General features: G+C 67.2%; 18 protein-coding genes. 12 read left to right on the plus strand and 6 right to left on the minus strand.

The window, feature by feature from the left end:
- Positions 1-5 precede the first annotated feature (5 nt).
- From DFR29_RS19100 to DFR29_RS19110, 3 genes are all read left to right on the plus strand, one after another.
- Positions 6-476, plus strand: a complete 471-nt coding sequence (locus DFR29_RS19100; RefSeq protein WP_133820226.1) for a DUF421 domain-containing protein — start codon at positions 6-8, stop codon at positions 474-476.
- Between the two features lie 63 nt (positions 477-539).
- A complete protein-coding gene (locus DFR29_RS19105; RefSeq protein WP_133820227.1) occupies positions 540-1,271 on the plus strand; it encodes an arginyltransferase in 732 nt (243 codons plus the stop codon).
- Between the two features lie 301 nt (positions 1,272-1,572).
- The gene (locus DFR29_RS19110; protein ID WP_133820228.1) at positions 1,573-1,863 is read left to right on the plus strand and encodes a hypothetical protein; all 291 of its coding nucleotides are present in this window, start codon (positions 1,573-1,575) and stop codon (positions 1,861-1,863) included.
- A gap of 18 nt (positions 1,864-1,881) precedes the next feature.
- On the opposite strand, the gene DFR29_RS19115 is transcribed toward DFR29_RS19110, so the two are convergent.
- From DFR29_RS19115 to purT, 3 genes are all read right to left on the minus strand, one after another.
- On the minus strand, positions 1,882-2,163 hold the full coding sequence (locus DFR29_RS19115; RefSeq protein ID WP_133820229.1) for a hypothetical protein: 282 nt from the start codon (positions 2,161-2,163) through the stop codon (positions 1,882-1,884).
- A 158-nt stretch (positions 2,164-2,321) separates the two neighbouring features.
- Complete coding sequence (locus DFR29_RS19120) at positions 2,322-3,827, minus strand: FMN-binding glutamate synthase family protein (RefSeq protein WP_133820230.1); 1,506 nt, start codon at positions 3,825-3,827, stop codon at positions 2,322-2,324.
- Between the two features lie 31 nt (positions 3,828-3,858).
- The gene (gene purT, locus DFR29_RS19125; RefSeq protein WP_133820231.1) at positions 3,859-5,043 is read right to left on the minus strand and encodes a formate-dependent phosphoribosylglycinamide formyltransferase; all 1,185 of its coding nucleotides are present in this window, start codon (positions 5,041-5,043) and stop codon (positions 3,859-3,861) included.
- Positions 5,044-5,170: 127 nt separating this feature from the next.
- Between purT and DFR29_RS19130 the strand changes: the two genes are divergently transcribed.
- Positions 5,171-6,598 (plus strand): transglutaminase-like domain-containing protein, encoded by a 1,428-nt coding sequence (locus DFR29_RS19130; protein WP_166654202.1) that lies wholly within the window; start codon positions 5,171-5,173, stop codon positions 6,596-6,598.
- Positions 6,598-7,524, plus strand: coding sequence for an SdiA-regulated/phytase-like domain-containing protein (locus DFR29_RS19135; protein ID WP_133820233.1), 927 nt, complete (start codon positions 6,598-6,600; stop codon positions 7,522-7,524). The genes DFR29_RS19130 and DFR29_RS19135 overlap by 1 nt, the downstream gene beginning before the upstream one ends.
- On the opposite strand, the gene DFR29_RS19140 is transcribed toward DFR29_RS19135, so the two are convergent.
- A complete protein-coding gene (locus DFR29_RS19140) occupies positions 7,478-8,686 on the minus strand; it encodes an NAD(P)/FAD-dependent oxidoreductase (protein WP_208113652.1) in 1,209 nt (402 codons plus the stop codon). The genes DFR29_RS19135 and DFR29_RS19140 overlap by 47 nt on opposite strands.
- Positions 8,687-8,807: 121 nt before the next feature.
- Between DFR29_RS19140 and DFR29_RS19145 the strand changes: the two genes are divergently transcribed.
- From DFR29_RS19145 to DFR29_RS19155, 3 genes are read left to right on the plus strand one after another with little or no spacing between them, the layout of a single operon-like run.
- Positions 8,808-9,674 (plus strand): SPFH domain-containing protein, encoded by an 867-nt coding sequence (locus DFR29_RS19145; RefSeq protein WP_133820234.1) that lies wholly within the window; start codon positions 8,808-8,810, stop codon positions 9,672-9,674.
- Between the two features lie 10 nt (positions 9,675-9,684).
- Positions 9,685-9,867: a type II toxin-antitoxin system antitoxin gene (locus DFR29_RS19150; protein WP_133820235.1), complete on the plus strand. Its 183-nt coding sequence runs from the start codon at positions 9,685-9,687 to the stop codon at positions 9,865-9,867.
- Positions 9,864-10,448 carry a M15 family metallopeptidase gene (locus DFR29_RS19155; protein WP_133820236.1) on the plus strand — a complete coding sequence of 195 codons (585 nt, stop codon included), beginning with the start codon at positions 9,864-9,866 and terminating at the stop codon, positions 10,446-10,448. The genes DFR29_RS19150 and DFR29_RS19155 overlap by 4 nt, the downstream gene beginning before the upstream one ends.
- 221 nt (positions 10,449-10,669) lie before the next feature.
- On the opposite strand, the gene DFR29_RS19160 is transcribed toward DFR29_RS19155, so the two are convergent.
- A complete protein-coding gene (locus DFR29_RS19160; protein ID WP_133820237.1) occupies positions 10,670-12,301 on the minus strand; it encodes a tetratricopeptide repeat-containing sulfotransferase family protein in 1,632 nt (543 codons plus the stop codon).
- A 319-nt stretch (positions 12,302-12,620) separates the two neighbouring features.
- Positions 12,621-15,476, minus strand: a complete 2,856-nt coding sequence (locus tag DFR29_RS19165; protein WP_166654203.1) for a penicillin acylase family protein — start codon at positions 15,474-15,476, stop codon at positions 12,621-12,623.
- Between the two features lie 5 nt (positions 15,477-15,481).
- Between DFR29_RS19165 and DFR29_RS29305 the strand changes: the two genes are divergently transcribed.
- From DFR29_RS29305 to tilS, 4 genes are all read left to right on the plus strand, one after another.
- Entirely contained in the window at positions 15,482-15,844 is a 363-nt protein-coding gene (locus DFR29_RS29305) for a hypothetical protein (protein ID WP_166654204.1), read from the plus strand.
- Complete coding sequence (gene dnaE / locus DFR29_RS19170) at positions 15,841-19,401, plus strand: DNA polymerase III subunit alpha (protein WP_133820239.1); 3,561 nt, start codon at positions 15,841-15,843, stop codon at positions 19,399-19,401. The genes DFR29_RS29305 and dnaE overlap by 4 nt, the downstream gene beginning before the upstream one ends.
- 87 nt (positions 19,402-19,488) lie before the next feature.
- A complete protein-coding gene (locus tag DFR29_RS19175) occupies positions 19,489-20,445 on the plus strand; it encodes an acetyl-CoA carboxylase carboxyltransferase subunit alpha (protein ID WP_133820240.1) in 957 nt (318 codons plus the stop codon).
- A gap of 29 nt (positions 20,446-20,474) precedes the next feature.
- The gene (gene tilS, locus DFR29_RS19180) at positions 20,475-21,779 is read left to right on the plus strand and encodes a tRNA lysidine(34) synthetase TilS (protein WP_243746112.1); all 1,305 of its coding nucleotides are present in this window, start codon (positions 20,475-20,477) and stop codon (positions 21,777-21,779) included.
- The last annotated feature ends 12 nt before the right edge of the window (positions 21,780-21,791 follow it).

Here is a 21,791-nt window from a genome sequence, read left to right on the forward strand (position 1 = left end):
CAGCCATGTGGCAGCTGGGCGAACCCTGGTGGCAGCTGGTCGTACGCGGCAGCGTCGTCTACCTCGTGCTGTTCGTGCTGTTTCGCCTTTCCGGAAAGCGCCAGGCCGGGCAGATGACGCCGTTCGACCTGCTGCTGCTGCTGATCATTTCCAACGCCGTGCAGAACGCCATGATCGGCCAGGACAGCTCGCTGCTCGGCGGCCTGCTGGTAGCCCTGGTACTGCTCGGCTGGAGCCATCTGCTGGGCTGGCTCAGCAACCGCAGCCGCCGCCTGGAACGGCTGCTGGAAGGGCGTCCCGAAGTACTGATCCACAACGGCAAGATTTTCGACGACATCCTCCAGCGCAACCAGATTTCGCAGGAAGACCTGCTGGCTGCACTGCGCCGCCAGGGCGTGTTCAGCGTCGCCGACGTGGCCTTCGCCGTGCTGGAGACCAACGGCGGCATTTCGGTAAAAAAGCGCAGCGACGGCTGAAGCAGGTCACCTGATGGTTTTCGCTGTTGGGCAACTGCACCAGCCAGACGCTAGGATGCGCGCATGAAGTCCGACGTGGTCCGCCTGTTCCAGACCTTGCCCCACGAATGCGGCTACTACCCCGGCCGCACCGCGCAGAACCTGGTCATCGATCCCAGTGCGCCGCACCTGGCCGCGGTCTACGGCACCGCGCTCAGCCGCGGCTTCCGCCGCGCCGGCGGCCACGTCTACCACCCGCATTGCAGCAGCTGCCGCGCCTGCGTGCCCTGCCGTGTCGTGGTCGCCGGTTTCAGTCCCGACCGCAGCCAGCGCCGCTGCCGCGCGCGCAATGCCGACCTGGAAACCCGCGCCGTGCCGGCGCGCTACAGCGAGGAATATTTCGAGCTGTACCAGCGCTACCTGGCTGGACGCCACCGCGGCGGCGGCATGGATTCGCCGCAGCACGAAGACTTCTCGCGATTTCTCTATACCGACTGGAGCCCGACCCAGTTCCTGGAAATCCGCCGCAACGGCCGCCTGCTCGGCGTGGCCGTCACCGACGTCTGCAGCCAGGGCCTGTCGGCCGTGTATACCTTCTACGACCCGGCCGAGACCGCGCGCGGCCTGGGCACCTTCGCTATCCAGGCCCAGCTCGACTGGGCCGCGCGGGAAAACCTGGCCCATCTGTACCTGGGCTACTGGATCGACGGCCACCCCAAGATGGACTACAAGCGACGCTTCCAGCCGCTGGAACTGCTGCGCCAGGGCAGCTGGGTGGGGTTCGCGCAGCCTCGCGGCGACACGGTAGCGGAATAGCGCGCACAAATTCCACTATGTAAAGAATGTCTGCGGGTCGTCAACGGCGATCGGAAGTGCAAACACGCGTGCGTTCGCCGGCTCGATCGCAGCGGCGGTGCAATTCGCTGGGCTCGTCGCACCCTAGGGGGCCGGAACCATCGCCGTCATGTAGGGCGCGATGAGCCCAGCGAATTGCGCCACAGGTCTCGACCACGCGCACCGCAGAGTCTGGCAGCCACGCCGCAGCGGATGTTCGGCTTGCGCGTGCCGCGCCGTTCTCCATCGCAGCAACCCACTGCCAAGCCCATCGGAAACCGCCATGTACAAATTCGCTGCCCCGTTCTGTGCCGCCGCGCTGCTGTTCGCCGCCTCGGCCGGCCATGCCCAGACCACGCCCGCCAAGGATGCTCCCGTGAATTGCAAAGGTCCGTTCAAAGCGCTGCTCGAAGCCAGCCACGCCAATCGTCGCGGCGTGACCTTGTTCATCAACGGCCAGAGCCTGTCCGGCATCGTCGCGGCCTGCCACGACGACGGCAGCATCGAGCTGACCAGCCAGCAGTACAGCCGCATCGTCGTACTGGCAGAGCGGATCGACGGCGCGGCGATGTAAACCTAAGTGCCGGGCGCGTCAGGCGAGCGTCGGCTTGAAGCCGAAGCCGTGCTCGCTGTGCACCGACATCACCAGCCGCACCATTGCGTGCGGCAGCATGATTTCCAGTTCGCTGGGCATCCCCTCCTGGTCCTTGCCCTGCAGGGTCATGCCGAACAGCGGCCCCGAGGTATCGACTTCGGCGCAGACGATATGCGCACCGCCCGCGCCGTCGATGAGATACGGCTTGATCGGCTCGCCCAGCGCTTCCAGCGCCTGGGGAAACAGGAATACAGCGTAAGAGGATGTTCGTTCCGTCACGGGTTTGCTCCATGGGCAGTGATGTGGAGAAGGCGGAAGCCATCGAAATTTGCGTTCCGCTGCTGGAGCCCCCCTGAGTCAAGGGGGCGGCCAAAGCCTTGCGCAGCGAGGCCTTGGCAGGGTTGTGGAAGTATGCAGCCGGGTACAGGAGCCTGCTGTCAGGCCCGCTCGGGCTCTGCATAGGGATAAAGCTCGTCGAGCCTGCGCGACAGGCCGTCATCGACGACCACGCGCGCATGCCAGCGGCGCAGCTGGCGCGGCTCGCGCACGCCGCAGGCATGGGCGATCACGCCGACTTCGTACATCAGATTGCTGGCGTAATGCGCCACGCGCTCGGATTTGTCACTGATCACCAGGCCGCGCTGCAGGCGTGCATCGTGCGTGGTCACGCCGGTAGGACAGGTGTTGCGATTGCACTGCAGCGCCTGGATGCAGCCCAGGGCGAACATGAAGCCGCGCGCGGAATTGACGAAATCCGCGCCCATGGCCAGCGCCCAGGCCACTTCGTAGGGCGTGATGCATTTGCCCGAACAGATCACACGGATGCGCTCGCGCAGGCCGGCCCGGGTCAGGGTATCGACGAGCAGCGGCAGCGCTTCGCGCAGCGGCAGGCCGACACCATCCATCAGCGACTGCGGTGCCGCCCCGGTACCGCCTTCGGAACCGTCGACGACGATGAAATCCGGTGCGCTGGGCAGACCACGCCGGTGCACTTCGTCGCACAGTTCGGCAATCCACGCCACGTCGCCCAGCGGCGCCTTGAAGCCGGTGGGCTTGCCGGTCACTTCGCGGATATGCCCGATCATGTCGAGCAGTTGGGCCACGCTGTTCACTTCCGGATGACGGTTCGGACTGATCGAATCGGTACCGACCGGAATGCCGCGGATCGCGGCGATCTCCGGCGTCACCTTGGCCGCGGGCAGCACGCCGCCCTTGCCCGGCTTGGCACCCTGGCCGAGTTTCAGATTGAACATCTTCACTTGTGGATGCGCGGCGATGGCGCGCAGCTTGTCGTCGTCGAGGCGGCCGTTGTCGTCGCGCACGCCGTATTTGGCCGTGCCTATCTCGAACACGATGGCGCAATTGCCTTCCAGGTGATACGGCGACAGGCCGCCCTCGCCCGTATCCACCCAGATGCCGGCCTGCTTGGCGCCGCGGGTCAGCGCGCGCACCGCCGGCGCCGAGATCGCACCGAAGCTCATGGCCGAGACATTGAAGAACGCCGCGTGCGAATACGGCTCGCGCGCATACGGCCCCAGCAGCAGCGGCTGCGGCGCGACGGCATCTTCGTCCAGGGTCGGGAAGGCGGTGTTGACGAAAAACACCGTGCCTTCCGGGCGCAGATCGCGGGTGGAACCAAAGGCGCGCGTATTGTCGATGTTCTTGGCGGCGCGATAGACCCAGGTGCGCTGGGCACGGTTGAACGGCAGTTCTTCCCGGTCCATGGCGAAGAAATACTGGCGGAAGAATTCGCCCAGGTGCTCGAACCAGTAGCGGAAGCGGCCGATCACCGGGTAGTTGCGCAATACCGCACTGCGGGTCTGGTTGCGATCGACGACGAAGAACACCAGCGTCGCCAGCACCACCGAACCGACGACGAACAGGAACAGCGCCGCCATCAGTTCGATGGTATCGATCGCCCAGCCTGCCAGATTGCTTTGCATAGGTCCGCTCCGCCATCTACTCCCAGCGATGCTATCCCAGCCGCACGGAAATGTTCGCCGCGGCGGCGCGCGCCTTGGCCCGCGCTGCATCCACATCGTCGGCGCGGGCCAGCGTGACCGCCATGCGCCGGCGTCCGCGCACTTCCGGCTTGCCGAACAGGCGCAGCTGCGTATCCGGCTCGCGCAAGGCCTCGGCCACGCCGTGATAGGTCGGGCCGGCACCATCGCCGTCGACCAGCACGGCGCAGGAGGCCGACGCGCCGAGCTGGCGGATATTCGGAATCGGCAAACCGAGAATCGCGCGCACGTGCAGGGCGAACTGCGACAGTTCCTGCGCAATCAGCGTGACCAGGCCGGTGTCGTGCGGGCGCGGGCTCACTTCGGAAAAAATCACCTCCTCGCCGCGCACGAACAGTTCCACGCCGAATACGCCGTAGCCGCCCAGGTCGGCCGTGACCGCCGCGGCAATCTGCTGCGCACGCTGCAAGGCCAGCGCCGGCATGGGCTGCGGCTGCCACGACTCGCGGTAGTCGCCGTCGATCTGCAGATGGCCTATCGGCGCACAGAAACTCGTGCCGTCGCGATGACGCACGGTGAGCAAGGTAATTTCGTAATCGAAGGCGACAAAGCCTTCGACGATGACGCGGCCCTGGCCGGCGCGCCCGCCGCTTTGCGCGTAGTCCCAGGCAGCAGCAATGTCCGCCTCGGAGCGGATCACGCTCTGACCCTTGCCCGAGGAACTCATCACCGGCTTGATCACGCAGGGAATGCCCAGCGCGGCGACGGCGGCGCGGTATTCGTCCTCGCTGTCGCAGAAGCGGTACGACGAGGTCGGCAGGCCCAGGGTTTCCGCCGCGAGCCGGCGTATGCCTTCGCGGTCCATGGTCAGCCGCGTCGCCCGTGCCGTCGGCACCACGCGCAGGCCTTGCTGCTCCAGCTCGACCAGGGTCGGCGTGTGGATCGCCTCGATTTCCGGCACCACGAGATCGGGCTTTTCCAGCGCAATCACCCGGCGCAGTTCGTCCGCATCGAGCATGTTGATCACGTGGCTGCGATGCGCCACCTGCATCGCCGGCGCATTCGCGTAGCGGTCCACGGCGATGACTTCCACCGCGAGGCGTTGCGCCTCGATCGCGACTTCCTTGCCGAGCTCGCCGCTGCCCAGCAGCATCAGGCGCAAGGCGCCATGGGTTCCCGGGGTGCCGAATGCGTTCATGCTGCTGCTCCTGCGCCGCAAAACGCGCGATTGTACGGGAACTTGTCGCACTGGCTTTGGCACAATCCATGGCTTCGCCGGCTCAGCGCACTCGCCCGCCGGCTCCGTACAGGAATTGCCCCCGCCCATGCACCGTCTCTTGCTTGCCTGCCTGCTCTGCCTCAGCGCCGCCGCCCACGCCGCGCCCGAAGAAACCTGGATGAGCGTGACCCTGGAAGGCCGCAAGATCGGTCATCTACATACCCAGCGCGAGGTCAAGGGCGATCGCGTCGTGAACAGCCAGAACATGGCCATGAGCATCGACCGCGCCGGCATCAGCGTGGCGCTGGAAGTCGGCGAAACCCACGAGGAAAGCCTGGACGGCAAGCCGCTGGCCTTTCGCACCACGTCGAAGATGTCGGGTGTGGAATCCACCTCCGAAGGGCGCATCGCCGATGGCAGCATCGAGGTCAGCAGCAGCGTCGGCGGCATCAGCCAGCGCAAGACCGTAGCCTGGCCCGACGGCGCGCTGCTCACCGAAGGCCTGCGCCTGGATGCGCAGAAACGCGGCCTCAAGCCCGGCACTACGTATACGCAGCAGGCGTTCCAGCCGCTCAATCTGGAAGCCTATGTGCTGAGCACCACAGTCAAGCCAGCCGAGGAAGTCGACCTGCCCGGCGGCCGCCGCCAGCTCACGCGGCTGGAACATGTGCTCAACCTGCCCGGCCTGCCGCTGCCCAGCACCGACTGGGTCGATGCGAAGTTCGAGGCGAAGAAAGTGCAGATGGCGCAGTTGGGCCTGAACCTGGAACTGCTGGTCTGCGACAAGGCCTGCGCGCTGGCACCGAACCAGGCCAGCGACAGTCTGCAGCAGGCGCTGCTGCAGGCACCGCGCACGCTGCAGCGAGAAGCCCTGGCCAAGCCCTTGCGCTATCGCCTGAGCCCGCGCGACCGCGAACGCAAGCTCGATCTTCCCGCCACCGACGAACAACAAGTCGCCCGCGACGGCGACAGCGTCGTGGTGACGGTGCAGCCGCAGGCCAGCCCCGGGGCCGGCGACAAGCCCTTGCCCGCCGATACCCAGCCGAATGCCTGGCTGCAGTCGGGCAGCAGCGAAATCCAGCGCCTGGCCAGGCAGGCATCACCGGGCGACAAGAGCGACGCCGAACGCATGCGCGATCTGGAAAAGTTCGTTTTTAACTTTATCGACAAAAAGAGCCTGACCGTCGGCTATGCCTCGGCACTGGAAACCGCACAGACGCGCCAGGGCGACTGCACCGAACACGCCCTGTTGCTGGCCGCGCTGGGCCGCGCCCGCGGCATTCCCACCCGCGTCGCCACCGGGCTGGCATTTACCGAATCCTTCGGCGGTGCCGAGCGCGTGTTCGTACCGCATGCCTGGGTACAGGCCTGGGTAGGCGGCCGCTGGCAGAGTTTCGATGCGGCGCTGGGCCGCTTCGACAGCGGCCATATCGCCCTGGGTGTGGGCGACGGCGATCCCTGGCGCTTCTTCAACGGCGTCGGCACGCTGGGCAATCTGCAGCTGGACAAGGTCGAGCCAGCTACGCTGCAGTGATGCCGCGCCCGCGCCCTGCCCTGCCTCTGGCCGGCCTGCTGCCGGCGCTCTGCCTGTGCCTGGCCGGCCTGCCAGCGGCGCTGGCCGCTGCCGAACCGGTACCGCAGATCGCCGGCCTGCTGCGCGATACGCGCCTGGACGAAGTCAGCGGCATGGCCAGCTCCCAGCGCACGCCCGGACGCCTGTGGCTGCACAACGATTCGGGCACGCGCGCCGAGCTGTTCGCCGTCGATGCGAGCGGCCGCGTGCAGGCGCGCCTGACCTTGCCCGGCATCAAGCCAGTGGACTGGGAAGACCTGGCCTCGTTCACCCTGGATGGCAAGGCGTACCTGCTGATTGCCGATACCGGCGACAACGGCGGCGTGCGCCGGCGCAGCGAACTGATCGTGCTGGAGGAACCGGCTTTCGACGCCGGCAAGCAGGAACTGTCGCTACAGGCGCAGCCGGCCTGGCGCATCGCCTTTCGCTATGCCGACGAACCGCACGACGTGGAGGCCGTCGGCGTCGATGCCCAGGCCGGGCGCGTGCTGCTGCTGACCAAGCGCACCTCGCCGCCGCAGATCTGGTCGCTGCCGCTGAAGCCCGCGGATACCCGCGAACAGGTGGCCGAACTGGCCGGCACGCTGGCCGTGCCGAACGAAAACACACCCAGCGTCGACTTCCACCGCCGCCTGCAGCCGGGCCGGCCCACCGGCATGGCGATTGCCGCCGATGGTCACAGCGCGTTGGTCCTGACCTATGCCTCGGCCTGGCTGTTCCAGCGCAATGACGGCGAAAGCTGGCCCCAGGCACTGGCACGGCTGCCGCGCGTCTTTCCGATCGGCCTGGTCGGCCAGGCCGAAGCCGTCAGCATCGCCGGCGACGGCCGCAGCGGCCTGATCACCGGGGAACGCTGGCCGGCACCGTTGATCCGTATCGAGTGGTAGCCGGCGATAGCGCGGCGCCATTTGCTGTGCTCATCGCACCCTGCAGGAGCGAGTGCAGCGGGTTGTCGCGGCCCAGGATCAGCTCGGCCAGGGCGCGGCCGCATAGCGCGCCGAAGATATTGCCGGTGCCGTTGTACGCGCCGGTCGCGTACAGCTGCGGCCCAATGCGGCCGAATACCGGCAGGCCACGGCGAGTGAAGGCGACGCGCGCCGACCAGCGGTGAGTGACCGGCGCGGTACTGCCCAGTCGTTGCCGCAGCAGCGCTTGCAAATGCTGCTGCACCCGCGACGAAACGCCATCGCGCGCCAGCCATTCGTCCTCGCCGCCGATATCGCGACCGCCACCGACGACCAGGCAGCCGTCGTCGCGTTGCTGCCAGTAGTCATGACCGTCGCGGTAATACACCGGCCGCGCCAGCCGCGTACCGGCCGCGGGCACCGTCGCCAGCATCTGCAGACGCGCCGACCGCACCTCGGCGCGCAGATCCGGCAGCAGCGTTTCCAGGCCGCCGTCGACCGCCACCAGCACCGCTTCGGCGCGCACGCGCCCGGCCGCAGTCTGCACAACGCCATCTTGTGCACTATGCACCAATGCACGTCCGTACATACGCGCGCCGCCGCCGGCCAGCCGCGCGGCCAGCTCGCCCCAGCGCCGCGCCGGGTCGAATACGCCGTCGTCGGCAATCAGCACGCCGCGGCCTTCGACGCCGTCGTAGGCTTCAGCGGCAAGGCCATCGCGCTGCATCTGCTCGATCTGGACGGCGCAGTCGGCCAGTTCGTCCGCATCGGCGGCAATTCGCAACGAACCGGTGCGGCGGCAGTTGCCGTCTGCCGTGGCGAAGACGCATTCCAGTTCGCTGCGAGTCAGGCGATAGATCGCCAGCGCGCGCTCGTGACCGAACCGTACGACGGCCTGATGGTGAAACTGGGCCAGGCCGGCCAGCAGGAAACCGCCGTTGGCGCCGGCTGCCCCCGCGGCGACGCCGCCCGCATCCAGTCCGACGACGTCGACATTCGCCGCGCGCAAGGCCTCGATCGCACTGAGGCCGCTACCGCCCAGGCCGATCACACAGACCTCGGCGCGCTCCTCGCCCACCAGCGCAGGCAAGGCCAGCCTGCGCCCGTCGCGCCAGATCGATTCGTCCTTGGCTTGCTGCGGCATGCGCTGTTTCCCGTCGCGAACGCCGCGGATTATGCCTGAGCACCGCCCGGTCTTTGCCGCGGCGCGACTTGCAATCTGATATCAAATTGATATCTTTTCACCACTTTCAGGAGCAAGCCCCATGAACGAGAAAACCGCCTGGTCATTGCCGGGAATTCCCACCTTGTTGTTGTTTTTCGTCGCCTTCGTACTGGCCTTCGTGCTGTTTCTCAACGGCGCCGCTTCGCGCAATCCGCTGGGGCCAGTGGGCGGCATGGTGCTGTTCGGCCTGCTCGGTTTTCTCAGCAAGGGCTTTTTCCAGGTACAGCCCAACCAGGGCAAGGTGATGCAACTGTTCGGCAGCTATTCCGGCACGGTGCGCGATGCCGGCCTGCGCTGGACCAACCCCTTCTATGCCAAGCGCAACGTCTCCCTGCGCGTGCGCAATTTCGAATCGTCCAAGCTCAAGGTCAACGACAACGACGGCAATCCGATCGAAATCGCCGCCGTCGTGGTCTGGCAGGTGGTCGACACGGCCGAAGCGGTGTTCCAGGTGGACGACTACGAGAACTTCGTGCATATCCAGACCGAAGCCGCGGTGCGCCAGATGGCGACCAGCTATCCCTACGATTCCCACGACACCGGCGCGCCCAGCCTGCGCAGCCACGGCAAGGAAGTGAACCAGCACCTGCGCGACGAAATTCAGGAGCGCCTGGGCAAGGCCGGCGTCGACGTGGTCGAATCGCGTATCAGCCACCTCGCCTATGCACAGGAAATCGCCCAGGCCATGCTGCAGCGGCAGCAGGCCGGCGCCATCATCGCGGCGCGCGCGCGCATCGTCGAAGGCGCAGTCAGCATGGTGGAAATGGCGCTGGAGCAGCTCAGCGTGCGCGGCGTGGTCAACCTCGACGAAGAGCGCAAGGCGGCGATGGTGTCGAACCTGCTGGTCGTGCTGTGCGGCGAGCGCGGTACCCAGCCCGTGGTCAATACCGGCACCTTGCACCATTGATGGCAACGTCGTGAGCGAGAAAAAAGCCTATCCGCTACGCATCAACGCGGCTGTTCTGCAGGCCATGCAGGCCTGGGCCGATGACGAACTGCGCTCGCTCAATGCGCAGATCGAATACGTGCTGCGCGAAGCATTGCGCAAGAACAAACGCCTGAAAGCGACGGCCCCGGACGACGACGGCGGCGAGGCATGAAAAGCCTGCTGCCGCCCCTGCCCGCCGACATCGCCGCGCCGGCCACGGCCGGGCCTGAGCAGCGCCGCCTGCTGCTGGCCCGCGCGGCCGCGCTGGGCATTCCCGCCGACTACGGCCGCTGCCGAGGCCTGCGTGCAGTGCAGGAACCGCGCCGCCTGCATTTCGTCGGATTCGATATTCACCAGCGTCCGCAATGGCTGGCGCGCGGTGCGGCGCAGGCCTGGATGCGCTTGCGCCATGCGGCTGCCGCCGGCCAGGTGGAATTACAGCTCGTGTCGGCGTTCCGTTCGGTCGAATACCAGGTCGGGCTGATCGAACGCAAACTGCAGCGCGGCCAGGACATGACGCAGATACTCCGGGTCAGCGCCGCGCCGGGCTATAGCGAACACCATTCCGGCCGCGCGCTGGACCTGACCACGCCGGGCTTCGCTGCGCTGGAGGAAGAGTTCGAGCAGTCGCCGGCGTTTCGCTGGCTTGTTCACAACGCCGCAAAGTTCGGTTTTCGCCTGTCGTTCCCGCGCGACAATGCACACGGCATCGCCTACGAGCCGTGGCACTGGTGCTGGCATGCGCGCGGTTGACGCACCAGACCGGGCCAAGCCGCGGGCGCCAGCACCGCGACGGTGCAATTCGCGTTGCTCATCGCACCCTACAAATGTGCTTCGCCGCGAAAGCGCCGCGCCACCACGATCACCCCGTAGGCCGCGATGAGCACAGCGAATGGCGCCGCACGCCGCGCCAGTTCACCTGCGTCGCAGGGCCTTGCGGGGCAAGTCGCGCAGCCCGCACCAGCCTGCCCCCGCTAAAGCGCCAGCTGTTCAATCTCAGGCAGCAACGGCGCATACGCTTTCCAGCGCGCGACCGAGGTGGCATAGACGCCCTGGCGCGCCTGCCACACGCTGGCGGTGGCAATGCCGTCGCGCGCTTCGCGGGCGGGCTTTTCCGCCGCAGCCACAGCCGGCGGTGCCTGCAGGCCGAGGAAAGTGAACAGGCGGCTCATGCTCGGCGCGGTATTGGCGACCAGGCTTTCGTAGTCCAGCTCCAGGATGCGCAGCGGCAGCACCTTGCGCCAATGCTCCATCAGCGCCTGGTAGCCACGGGCGTAGGCGGCGATATCGGCGAAGTCGTAGGCCCAGTTCATGTCGTCGTGGGCGAAGTGCTGGCTCCACAGCGACAGGCCGGTATCGCGCAGATCGCGCCGGCAATGGATGATGCGCGCGTTGGGGAACATCGCCGCAATGTGGCCCAGATGGCGGAAATTCAGCGGGTTCTTGTCGACGTAGCAGCGCGCCGGCGTGTCGTCCTGGCGCAGCTGCATGCGGTACAGATGCGCGGCAGTGCCCAGCGCACCGGGCGGCGGCGCCGGCCCCAGTTGCGCGGCCAGCGCGGAAATCCAATTCAGCTCGCTGCGGTTGCATACGTCGGGATGCCGGCCCAGCTGGCTCGCCACCAGGGTAGTGCCCGAGCGCGGCAGGCCGACCACGAATACCGGCACCGTGCGTTCGTCCACCGGCAGCGGCAGCGGCACGCGCGCGCGCATCTGCATCTCGACGAAACGCTGCCAGCCACGCCCGTCCCAGGGGAAGCGCGCACGGCTTTGCGCGTTGGCGGCGCGCAATACCTTGGCCGCTTCGCCGCGCTCGCCCAGGTCGTCCAGCGCCTTGCCCAGGCCGAACGCAGCGCAGAGCTGGGCGTTCTCGCCCAGGTCGGTGCGCTGCTGCCCTTCGCGCAGCAATTGCAGGTCCGGATCGTCGGGGCGGCTGAATTTGTGCGTATGCGCCAGGCGCAGCCAGGCCGAGGCAATGGCGGGATTGAGTTCCACCGACAGGCGCAGACGCCGCCGCGCCGAGCCGAAACGGCCGAGCACCAGCGAGATTTCGCCGGTCATGGCCAGCAGTTCCGCATCGCGCGGATAGGCATCCAGTACGGCCTGGGAAATTTCCTCGGCCACAGCATAGCGCTGGCATTCCTGCAGAAAACGCAAGGTGCGGATATCGCCCATGCGCGTGCGCTGGTGCCGCTTCCACAAGGCCAGCACGATCTCGCAGGCCGCATCCAGCCGGCCCTGCTCGCGCAGCATGAAGGCCAGCGCCAGCGGCGCATCCGCATGACTGGGTTCGGCCGCAATGACTTCGCGGAACATCTGCTCGGCTTCGCGCACATGGCCCGACAGACGCAGCGAGATGCCATACAGATAGCGCAGCGTCGTCGCCGTCGCCCAGCGGTTCAGGCCCGCTTCGAGCACCAGCCCCGCCGGCACGGCCGAACCGTTGCGCAGCAGGTCTTCGGCGCTCTGTATCCATTGCTGGATGCCCGCCTTGCCCACTTCCAGGCGGCCGAGGAATTGCTGTATGGCCGGCCCGACCTGGCCCTGGGCGATGCCGCGCCGCAAATCCCCCATGGCGACGGCATACTGTTCGGAACTCAAACTCATGCGGAATGGACTGCTGCTACGGCCGCATGTGGGCGACCCGAACGCGCATTATCGTCGCGGCAATCGCTGGCACAAGCGCAGGGCGTCGCGAATTCGCCCCTTTCTTTGCCCGGCGGACACATTCTGTGTCCGCCCGACCATTTTTCGTGCGAATTGAGCACGCCAGGCAAACCCGGACTGCCCCGAACCCGCTCGGCTTTGTGCTGCCCCCTTGCGTCGAGGGGGCGGCCAAACCCCTGCTGCGCAGGGGTTTGGCGGGGTTGTGGAGGCAAGCAGCCGAGTACAGGAGCCTTGGGCCACAGGCTGCACACGGTTTTTCCTACGGCACGAATTCCTGCGTGCTGGTAGCAGCTGCCGTCGCCGCTGCCACGCCCACCGGCAGCGCGTGGTAGTTGTTGGTCAGCCAGCGTCCCAGCTGGCTCGCATACAGCGGCGAGCCCAGTACCGCGCTCTGCCCGCCCGGGATGATTTCGCTCGCCGCAATCGTCGGTGTCATTTCGCCGACGAAGCGCCGCGCCGGCCCGCTGGAATACATGAACTGGTTGACCGTATTGGCGCGGGTGTTGTGGCTGGATGCATCCACCGCATCGAAGCCGCCCGCGCGCGGCACGCCGGGCAGCGCGGGGGAATAGTTCACAAATCCATAAGGATTCGTTCCCGGCAGGTTGAACGGCCCGCCCAGCGGATGAGCGAAGACGATGCGATGCAGCTTGCCCCAGCGATAGTCGGCCAGCGTGGTGGAACCGTTGAACGCGGGTGCGAAATCGGCGCTGGCAAACCGCGCCAGGCCGTCCTGCATGCTCTTGAGCAGCAGGTAGTCGCGTGCGTCTTCCGGCGTCGGTGCCGCCGGCACGCCGGTGGGCAGGGCGAAGAAATTCACGCCGGAAAGACCCTTGCCGCGCAGCTGGGCGAAATTGTCGAGCAGGAATTTGAGGCTGGTATAGCTGTCGGAACTATCCGGCAGGGCCGCGGCCAGGCCGACCTTGGTCAGCGTTGCATCGACCGTGTTGCGGATGGCGTACGAGCGCCAGATCGCGAACAGGCTCGCGGCGACGCTGGCATCGATTTCCGCCGCGCCGGGCTGCGGCAGCGCTGCCGGGTTGTCGCCCGGATCGAAGCCTTCGGGCACGCCGGTTGGCGTGCTGAAATTCCAGGCACCGATGCGCGTCACCGCTTCATCGACCTTGGCGTCGGCGGCCAGCGCCTTGAGCGGTTCCCAGGCACCGGCGGCCTTGGCCCGCGCCAGTGCATTGGTCAGGTAGGGCGAGACCAGTTCCGCGTCCATCAGCTGGTTGTTGGCCTGCAGCTTCTGCATGTCGGCGGCGGTGACTTTCTGGCCGGACTGGCGGTAGGCATCCAGCGCGCGGTCGATGCGGCCCATGCGATAGGCCGAGTAATTGAAGTTGAGGTAGTAGATGCCGCCGCCGCGGCGCGCCTGGTTCAGCGGGTTGTTGTCCAGCGTGGTGCCGACCGGGTCGTTGTTCGCATTGGCGATGTAACCCGAAGCCGGATTGATCACCTGCGGCATTTCCGCCACCGGCAGGATCTCGAACGGCGTGGCCTGGTTGGGCTGGCGGGTCTGCAGCGGCAGCCAGTCGTGCTTGAGCGCACCGGAACCGTCGCGGATCAGCCAGGGCGGACGTCCGCCGCCGGGCACGCCGGCCTGCAGGTCGGTGCGCAGAGGGGCCTCGGCACTGGTGAAATAGGCGATATTGCCGTCGACATCGGCATAGGCGAAATTCTGCGAGCCCACGTCGAAATAACTCAGCGCCGTCTGGAACTCAGCCAGGTTGGTGGCGCGGTTGATGCGGCGGAACGATTCCAGCTCTGACGTCGCACCCCAGCCCGTATACGCCACCGACAGGCCGGTACTGCCCGAGATCTGCACGATCGGGCCGCGGTTGCGCCGCGGCACGATCACCGTGACCGCACCGCTGGTATAGCCGATGGAATTGTCGCGGCTCAGGTTGTTCGGCACGCCGTCACCGACTTTGTTCACATAGAAATTCTGGAACACCCACTCGACCGCTTCTTCCTTGCCATCGTGCACGGTCGCATACGGCAGGCCGTAGCTGTTCAGCACCAGGGTTTCCTGGAATACGTCGGTGACATCGAGCGGATTGGTCGTGGTGCCCCAGCACAGGCGGTCATTGCAGCCCTGGATCACGCCGGGCGCGCCGGCCACGGTCACGCCGGTGACGTTCAGCGCCGGCGTGGTCGACGCCGACAGATGCTGCTCGACGAAGGTCGATGGCAGGGCCAGGCTCAGGTGCGGGTCATTCGCCAGGATGGCCTTGCCCGACTGGGTCATGCTGCCGGCGACGACCCATTCGTTGGAACCGGCGCGGCCTTCGCGCGGCTTGAGGTGCGGACCGATCAGCGGATGGTCGGCAATCTTGTCGCGGTAAGCCTGGGCCAGGGCCAGGGTCTGGGCGTCGATCAGCGGCACGCTGGCTGCCTTGGCCTGCTCCTGCAGCGACTTGGGATCGAGGCTGGCGGCCGGCGTCTGCGCCGTGGTGATGCGGTTGTCCGGCGGCGCGAAGCGATGCGTATCGCCGAAGTACAGCGCGGCACCGTCGAAGCCGCCGGCCTGGCCGGCCTGCTGGTAGCCGCCCAGTTCCAGCGTGGTCTGTATATCCAGGTCGAACGACAGCTGGAACGCCAGCGCCTTGCCGATCACCACGCTGTCCACCGGCGACCAGGGCTCGACCTGGCTGATTTCCAGCGCCTGGTATTCCGGCGGCAGGCTGGGCGTGGTGCGCAGCCAGTAATTCACGCCGTCGGCATAGGCCTTGAGCCAGCCGCGCGTGTCGTCGCTGGCCGCCTGCCAGGTGGCCCAGGCCGCACGGCGCAGGCCGAGCGTGCGCGTCTGCACATCGTTGGCCAGCGCAGCCTGGCCGACCAGCTCGGCAACGGTGCCGCTGGCGCCGCGGCGGCTGAAATCCATCTGGAAGAAACGGTCGCGCGCATGCGCATAACCCTGCAGGAAGGCCAGGTCGAGTTCGTTCTGCGCCTTGATCAGCGGAATGCCTTCGGCATCCAGCGACAGGCTGGCGGCGGCGCGCAGTTCGGCCACCTTGATCGGTTCGGCACTGGCCGCGCCGGCCAGGGCCAGGCCGACGGCCAAGGCAAGAAGACGGCGGCAACGGCCGCCCTGCAGTGAGGATGGAAGCATGATCGGTGTTCTCCCTGGCAAGCCGCATCGCGATCGCCGCGGCGGCGAACCCCGAGCGTATACGCCTGCGCCGGGTTGGGCATTCGGCGCTGCAACACGAACGTTTGAATGGTGCTGTGCACGATTGCGCAAAGCCGCCATTTCGCGGCGCCGGTCGTCGCGAAAAAGCGACCGCCCGCAGCCAGGCCGCCGCCGCGCCGCGTCTCGCTGCAGCCATCCGCAGCACTCGTCAAGCCTTGTTCGCAACAGCGCAGGCGACTAACCTGCCCGGTCCCGCGGCGCAGCAACACGCCGGTGCCGCAGGCCGCAAGATCCGCGCGCATCGCCGTCGTTGCCGTCCGCCAGCAATCCATTCCAGAGCTCGATGACCGCCCGCTTCGTCCACCTGCACGTCCACAGCGAGTATTCGCTGATCGACTCCACCATCCGCATCGGCTCGCTGGTTTCCACCAGCGCAAAAGCCGATGTGCCGGCGCTGGCCCTGACCGACCAAGTCAACCTGTTCGCCCTGGTGAAGTTCTACAAGGAAGCGGAAAAAACCGGCGTCAAGCCGATTGCCGGCGCCGACCTGTGGATCGCCAACGCGGCCGACAAGAACAAACCGACCCGGCTGACCCTGCTGTGCATGAGCCGGGCCGGCTATCTGAACCTGTCGCGGCTGATTTCCCGCGCCTATACCGAAGGCCAGCACGGCGATTTCGCCCAGATCGAGCCGGCCTGGATGCAGGGCCAGAGCGACGGACTGATCGCCCTGCTCGGCCGCGAATCCGACGTAGGCCAGCTGCTGCTGGCCGGCAATACCGGCCAGGCCGCGGCACGCTGCGGCCAGTGGCTGGGCCTGTTCGACGACCGCCTGTACCTGGAAATCTGCCGCATCGGCCACCCGCTGGAAGCCACCTTCAACGATGCCGCACTGCTGCTGGCCGCCTCGCTGGACTGCCCGGTCGTGGCGACCAACGACGTGCGCTTTCTCGAACGCAGCGATTTCCAGGCGCACGAAGCGCGCGTGTGCATCCACCAGGGCCGCGTACTGGCCGATCCCAAGCGCCCGCGCGACTACACCGAACAGCAATACCTGAAGACGCCGGCCGAGATGGAAGCGCTGTTCGCCGACCTGCCCGAAGCGCTGCAGAACAGCGTGGAAATTGCAAAACGCTGCAATCTGGAACTTTCCTTCGGCACCTACTACCTGCCGGCATTCCCGGTGCCGCCGCAGCACACGCTCGACAGCTTCATCCTGGAACAGGCCCGCATCGGCCTGGCCGCGCGCCTGGACAAGCACGGCCCGGCGCCCGGCCGCACGGTGGCCGACTACACCGAGCGCCTGGACATCGAAGTCGGCGTCATCGTCAAGATGGGCTTTCCCGGCTACTTCCTGATCGTGGCCGACTTCATCAACTGGGCCAAGCAGAACGACATTCCGGTAGGCCCGGGGCGCGGTTCCGGTGCCGGTTCGCTGGTCGCCTACAGCCTGGGCATCACCGATCTGGATCCGCTGCCCTACGACCTGCTGTTCGAGCGCTTCCTCAATCCCGAACGCGTGTCCATGCCCGACTTCGACGTCGACTTCTGCATGGACGGGCGCGACCGCGTGATCGACTACGTCGCCCAGGCCTACGGCCGCGACCACGTCAGCCAGATCATCACCTACGGCACCATGGCGGCGAAGGCTGCCGTGCGCGACTGCGGCCGCGTGCTCGGCCACCCTTACGGCTTCGTCGACAGCATCGCCAAGCTGATCCCGAACACGCTGGGCATCAGTCTCGACGACGCCCTGGGCGAATCACCCGCGGCGAAGAAAGATTCCTCGCTCGCCTCGGCCGAACTGATCCAGCGCTATCACGCCGAGGAAGAGGTCAAGACCCTGCTCGACCTCGCGCTGGAGCTGGAAGACCTCACCCGCAATGCCGGCAAGCACGCCGGCGGCGTGGTCATCGCGCCGTCGCAGCTGACCGATTTCGCGCCGCTGTACTGCGAAGCCGGCGGTACCGGCGTGGTCACCCAGTTCGACAAGGACGACGTCGAGTCGGTAGGCCTGGTCAAGTTCGACTTCCTCGGCCTGCGCACGCTGACCATCATCGACTGGGCGCTGAAAGCCATCAACGCGCGGCGCGCGCGCAAGGGCGAGGCCCCCATCGACATCGCCGCGCTGCCGCTGGACGATGTCGAGTCGTACAAATTGTTTGCGCGCGGCGACACGGTCGCGGTGTTCCAGTTCGAATCCCGCGGCATGCGCGAGCTGCTCAAGCGCGCCAGGCCCGACCGCTTCGAAGACATCATCGCCCTCGCCGCGCTGTTCCGCCCCGGCCCGCTGGGTTCGGGAATGGACAAGGACTGGGTCGACCGCAAGCACGGCAACGCCGCCGTGACCTATCCGCACCCCTCGCTGGAACCGGTGCTGGCGCCGACCTACGGCGTCATCGTCTACCAGGAACAGGTGATGCAGATCGCCCAGGTCCTGGCCGGCTATTCGCTGGGCGGCGCCGACCTGCTGCGCCGCGCCATGGGCAAGAAAAAGCCCGAGGAGATGGCGAAAGAGCGCAGCAAGTTCGAAGCCGGCGCGGCCGACAACCAGGTCGATCCGCAGCTGGCCAGCTCGATCTTCGACCTGATGGAGAAATTCGCCGAATACGGCTTCAACAAGTCGCATTCGGCCGCCTACGCCCTGGTTGCCTACCAGACCGCCTGGCTCAAGGTGCACTACAAGGCCGAGTTCATGGCGGCGGTGCTGTCCTCGGACATGGACAACACCGACAAGGTCGTCAATTTCCTCGACGAAGCCCGCGCGATGAAGATCCGCGTGCTGCCGCCCAGCGTGAACGCCTCGGCCTACATGTTCGAGGCGCAGGACGACGGCGCCATCTACTACGGCCTGGGCGCCATCAAGGGCGTCGGCCACGGCGCCTGCGACAGCATCGTGCAGGAACGGCGCAACGGCGGCGCGTATACCGACCTGCTCGATTTCTGCCTGCGCGTGGATGGGCAAAAACTCAACAAGCGCGTGCTCGAAGCGCTTGTGAATTCCGGTGCGCTGGACGGCCTGGCACCGACGCGCGCCTCGCTGATGGCGCAGCTGCCGGAAGTGAGCAAGGCCGCCGAACAGGCGCTGCGCGACCGCAATGCCGGCCAGAACGACATGTTCGGCGCAACCAGCCCGGTATCGCCCAAGCTGGAACTGCCGGTAGTGGACGAATGGCCGCTGGAGCAATTGCTGGCCGGCGAACGCGAAACCCTGGGACACTACCTGTCGGGCCATCCCACCGACACGTGGAAAGCACAACTTGTGCAATTGGGCACTTGCGAGCTGGGCCAGATCGACAGCAAGTTCACCCCGCCCAAGTTCAAGAAGAAAGACGGCGACGAGGGCGACAACCGCTTCCGCCGCGGCCCCGACACGCCGTGGACCATCGCCGGCCAGGTGGTGGCGCTGCGCAAGCGAGGCGACTCCATGGCCTTCGTCACGCTGGAAGACTGGAGCGGCCGCATCGAAGCCAGCTTCTTCCGCGACGCATTCACCGAATACGGCCACCTGCTCGCCCGCGACGCGATCCTGATCGTCGAAGGCGGCCTGTCCTACGACGAATTCTCCAACGCCAACCAGCTGCGCGCGCGCAGCGTCGTCACGCTGGAGCAGGCCTGCGAGCGCTTCGCCCGCGCGCTGCACATCGACGTCGTCGCCGACGGTCCGGGCTATGTACACCAGCTCAAGGCGGCACTGCTGGGCTATCGCGGCGGCAGCACGCCGGTGCGGCTGGACTACAGCAACCGCCGCATCAAGGGCGGCTGCAAGCTCGACCTGGGCGCCGACTGGCGCGTGCGCGCCAGCCCGGCCCTGCTGCGTGCGCTGCGCCAGGTGCCCGGCACGGTGACAGCCAACCTGCTGCTGGCCAAGCCCGCCCCCAGCAGCAACAGCGGCGGTGAATGAGATGGAACAGCCTGCTGTTCGGCCAACCCGTCGCAGCGACCGGTCTAGCCGCTATACTGCGCGCCTTTGTCCGGCGCCGTTGCACGAATGAACCCGAATTTCCTCGACTTCGAACAGCCTATCGCCGAACTGGAAGGTAAGATCCAGGAGCTGCGTCACGCCAGCCACGGCCAGGCATTCAACATCGACGAGGAAATCGCGCGCCTGCGCGACAAGCTCAAGATCAAGACGGCGGAAATCTTCAAGAACCTCACGCCGTGGCAGGTATCGCAGCTGGCGCGGCATCCGTCGCGGCCGTATACGCTCGACTACATCGGCGCGATCTGCGAAGAGTTTGTCGAACTGGCCGGCGACCGCGCCTATGCCGACGACGCCGCCATTGTCGGCGGCATCGGCCGCATCGACGGCCGCAGTGTGCTGATCATCGGCCACCAGAAAGGCCGCGACACCAAGACCAAGATCCGGCGCAACTTCGGCATGCCCCGCCCCGAGGGCTACCGCAAGGCCTTGCGCCTCATGAAACTGGCGGAACGCTTCCGCCTGCCCATCATCACCTTCATCGACACACCCGGCGCCTATCCCGGCGTCGGCGCGGAAGAACGCGGCCAGTCCGAAGCGATTGCACGCAACCTGCTGGAAATGTCCGAGCTGCGCGTGCCCATCATCTGCACCGTGACTGGCGAAGGCGGCTCCGGCGGCGCGCTGGCCATCGGCGTCGGCGACCGCACCCTGATGCTCGAATACAGCACCTACTCGGTGATCACGCCGGAAGGCTGCGCGTCCATCCTGTGGAAAAGTGCGGAAAAGGCAAAAGATGCCGCCGAAGTGATGGGCCTGACCGCGCCGCGCCTGCTGGAAAACGGCCTGATCGACCAGATCGTCAGCGAACCCCTCGGCGGCGCGCACCGCGATCCTGCCGGCATGGCGCAGAGACTCAAGGCCGTGCTGATCGGCCAGCTCGACCTGCTCGAACGCCTCGACGCGCCGACCCTGCTGGAACAACGCTACCAACGTCTGCGCAAGTACGGCGCCTACAAGGGCTGACCAGGAATGCAGGCCCGGGACGCCGCCGCATGAACGCCCTGACCCTGCCGCAGCTGCTGCAATCCGCCCTCGCCGAACTGCCCCCCGGCCCGCTCTGCGTCGGCTACAGCGGCGGGCTCGACTCAGCGTCGCTGCTGCATGCACTGGCCGAACTGCCGGCGGCGCGCGCGCGCGGCCTCAGCGCCATCCATGTCGACCACGGCCTGCACGCCGACAGCAGCGACTGGGCCCTGCATTGCCAGCACACCGCCGCCGCATTGCAACTGCCGCTGCGCATCGTGCGCGTCGCCGTGCCGCGCGACAGCGCACACGGCCTGGAAGCCGCCGCCCGCACCGCGCGCATGGCCGCCTTCCGCCAGCACCTGCCGGCCACCGGCGTGCTGGTACTCGCCCACCACGCCGACGACCAGAGCGAAACCGTGCTGCTGAAACTGCTGCGCGGCGCCGGCCCCGAAGGCCTGCGCGGCATGCGCGCCCTGCGCCGCTTCGGCAACGGCCGCCTGTGGCGCCCGCTGCTGGCCATGCCGCGCAGCCGCCTGCAGGACTACGCCCAGGTCCAGGCACTGGAATGGATCGACGACCCGAGCAATGCCGACACCCGCCACGCGCGCAACTTCCTGCGCCAGGCCGTGCTGCCGCTGCTGCGCACGCGCTGGCCGCAGCTGGATACCGCCATCGGCCACAGCGCGCGCTGGCAGGCCGCCGCCGCCGAACAACTGGACACCGACGCACAACAGGCCCTGGCGCAGTGCCAGGGCCTGGACCCGGCCACCCTGTACTGGCAGCGCTGGCTGGAACTGGGCGACGCCCTGCGCACGCTGGTACTGCGCCAGTGGCTGCGCGGCCTGAACCTTTCCACTCCCGAACATGTGCATATTGACCAACTGCAGCGGCAGCTGAGCCAGGCCCAGGACGACCGCAACCCCCGCGTAGGCTGGCCCGGCGCCGAACTGCGCCGCTACCGCGAGCTGATCTACGCACTGGCGCCGCTGGCACCGCTGCCGGCCGACTGGCAGGCCGACTGGGACGGCCTGGCGCCCGCCGTGCTGCCCGATGGCAGCTGCCTGCAACTGCAGCCGCCACCGCCGCAGGCACTGGCCCTGAGCGTCAGCCTGCGCCGCGGCGGCGAACGCCTGCGCCCGGCCGGCGATGCGCATACGCGCGACCTGCGCGACCTGCTGCAGCAAGGCGGCATTCCGCCCTGGCTGCGCGGACGCCTGCCCCTGGTCCATGCCGGCGGCGAGCTGATCGCCGTAGCCGACCTGTGGCGCAGCGACAGCGCCGAAGCGATCCTCGGCACGGGTCAACTGCGCTTTATTCCGGCAGATACGTGAGCACGCTCTCGT

It is taken from the genome of Tahibacter aquaticus (assembly GCF_004363655.1).
In the GTDB taxonomy this organism is placed as follows: Bacteria; Pseudomonadota; Gammaproteobacteria; order Xanthomonadales; family Rhodanobacteraceae; genus Tahibacter; species Tahibacter aquaticus.

Coding starts and splice junctions, on each gene's coding strand:
- DFR29_RS19110 (WP_133820228.1), top strand. CDS start 1,573: ATGTACAAATTCGCTGCCCCGTTCTGTGCCGCCGCGCTGCTGTTCGCC.
- DFR29_RS19165 (WP_166654203.1), bottom strand. CDS start 15,476: ATGCTTCCATCCTCACTGCAGGGCGGCCGTTGCCGCCGTCTTCTTGCC.
- DFR29_RS19145 (WP_133820234.1), top strand. CDS start 8,808: ATGAACGAGAAAACCGCCTGGTCATTGCCGGGAATTCCCACCTTGTTG.
- DFR29_RS19140 (WP_208113652.1), bottom strand. CDS start 8,686: ATGCCGCAGCAAGCCAAGGACGAATCGATCTGGCGCGACGGGCGCAGG.
- DFR29_RS19100 (WP_133820226.1), top strand. CDS start 6: ATGTGGCAGCTGGGCGAACCCTGGTGGCAGCTGGTCGTACGCGGCAGC.
- DFR29_RS19135 (WP_133820233.1), top strand. CDS start 6,598: ATGCCGCGCCCGCGCCCTGCCCTGCCTCTGGCCGGCCTGCTGCCGGCG.
- dnaE (WP_133820239.1), top strand. CDS start 15,841: ATGACCGCCCGCTTCGTCCACCTGCACGTCCACAGCGAGTATTCGCTG.
- DFR29_RS19120 (WP_133820230.1), bottom strand. CDS start 3,827: ATGCAAAGCAATCTGGCAGGCTGGGCGATCGATACCATCGAACTGATG.
- DFR29_RS19130 (WP_166654202.1), top strand. CDS start 5,171: ATGCACCGTCTCTTGCTTGCCTGCCTGCTCTGCCTCAGCGCCGCCGCC.
- DFR29_RS19105 (WP_133820227.1), top strand. CDS start 540: ATGAAGTCCGACGTGGTCCGCCTGTTCCAGACCTTGCCCCACGAATGC.
- tilS (WP_243746112.1), top strand. CDS start 20,475: ATGAACGCCCTGACCCTGCCGCAGCTGCTGCAATCCGCCCTCGCCGAA.
- purT (WP_133820231.1), bottom strand. CDS start 5,043: ATGAACGCATTCGGCACCCCGGGAACCCATGGCGCCTTGCGCCTGATG.
- DFR29_RS19155 (WP_133820236.1), top strand. CDS start 9,864: ATGAAAAGCCTGCTGCCGCCCCTGCCCGCCGACATCGCCGCGCCGGCC.
- DFR29_RS19160 (WP_133820237.1), bottom strand. CDS start 12,301: ATGAGTTTGAGTTCCGAACAGTATGCCGTCGCCATGGGGGATTTGCGG.
- DFR29_RS19175 (WP_133820240.1), top strand. CDS start 19,489: ATGAACCCGAATTTCCTCGACTTCGAACAGCCTATCGCCGAACTGGAA.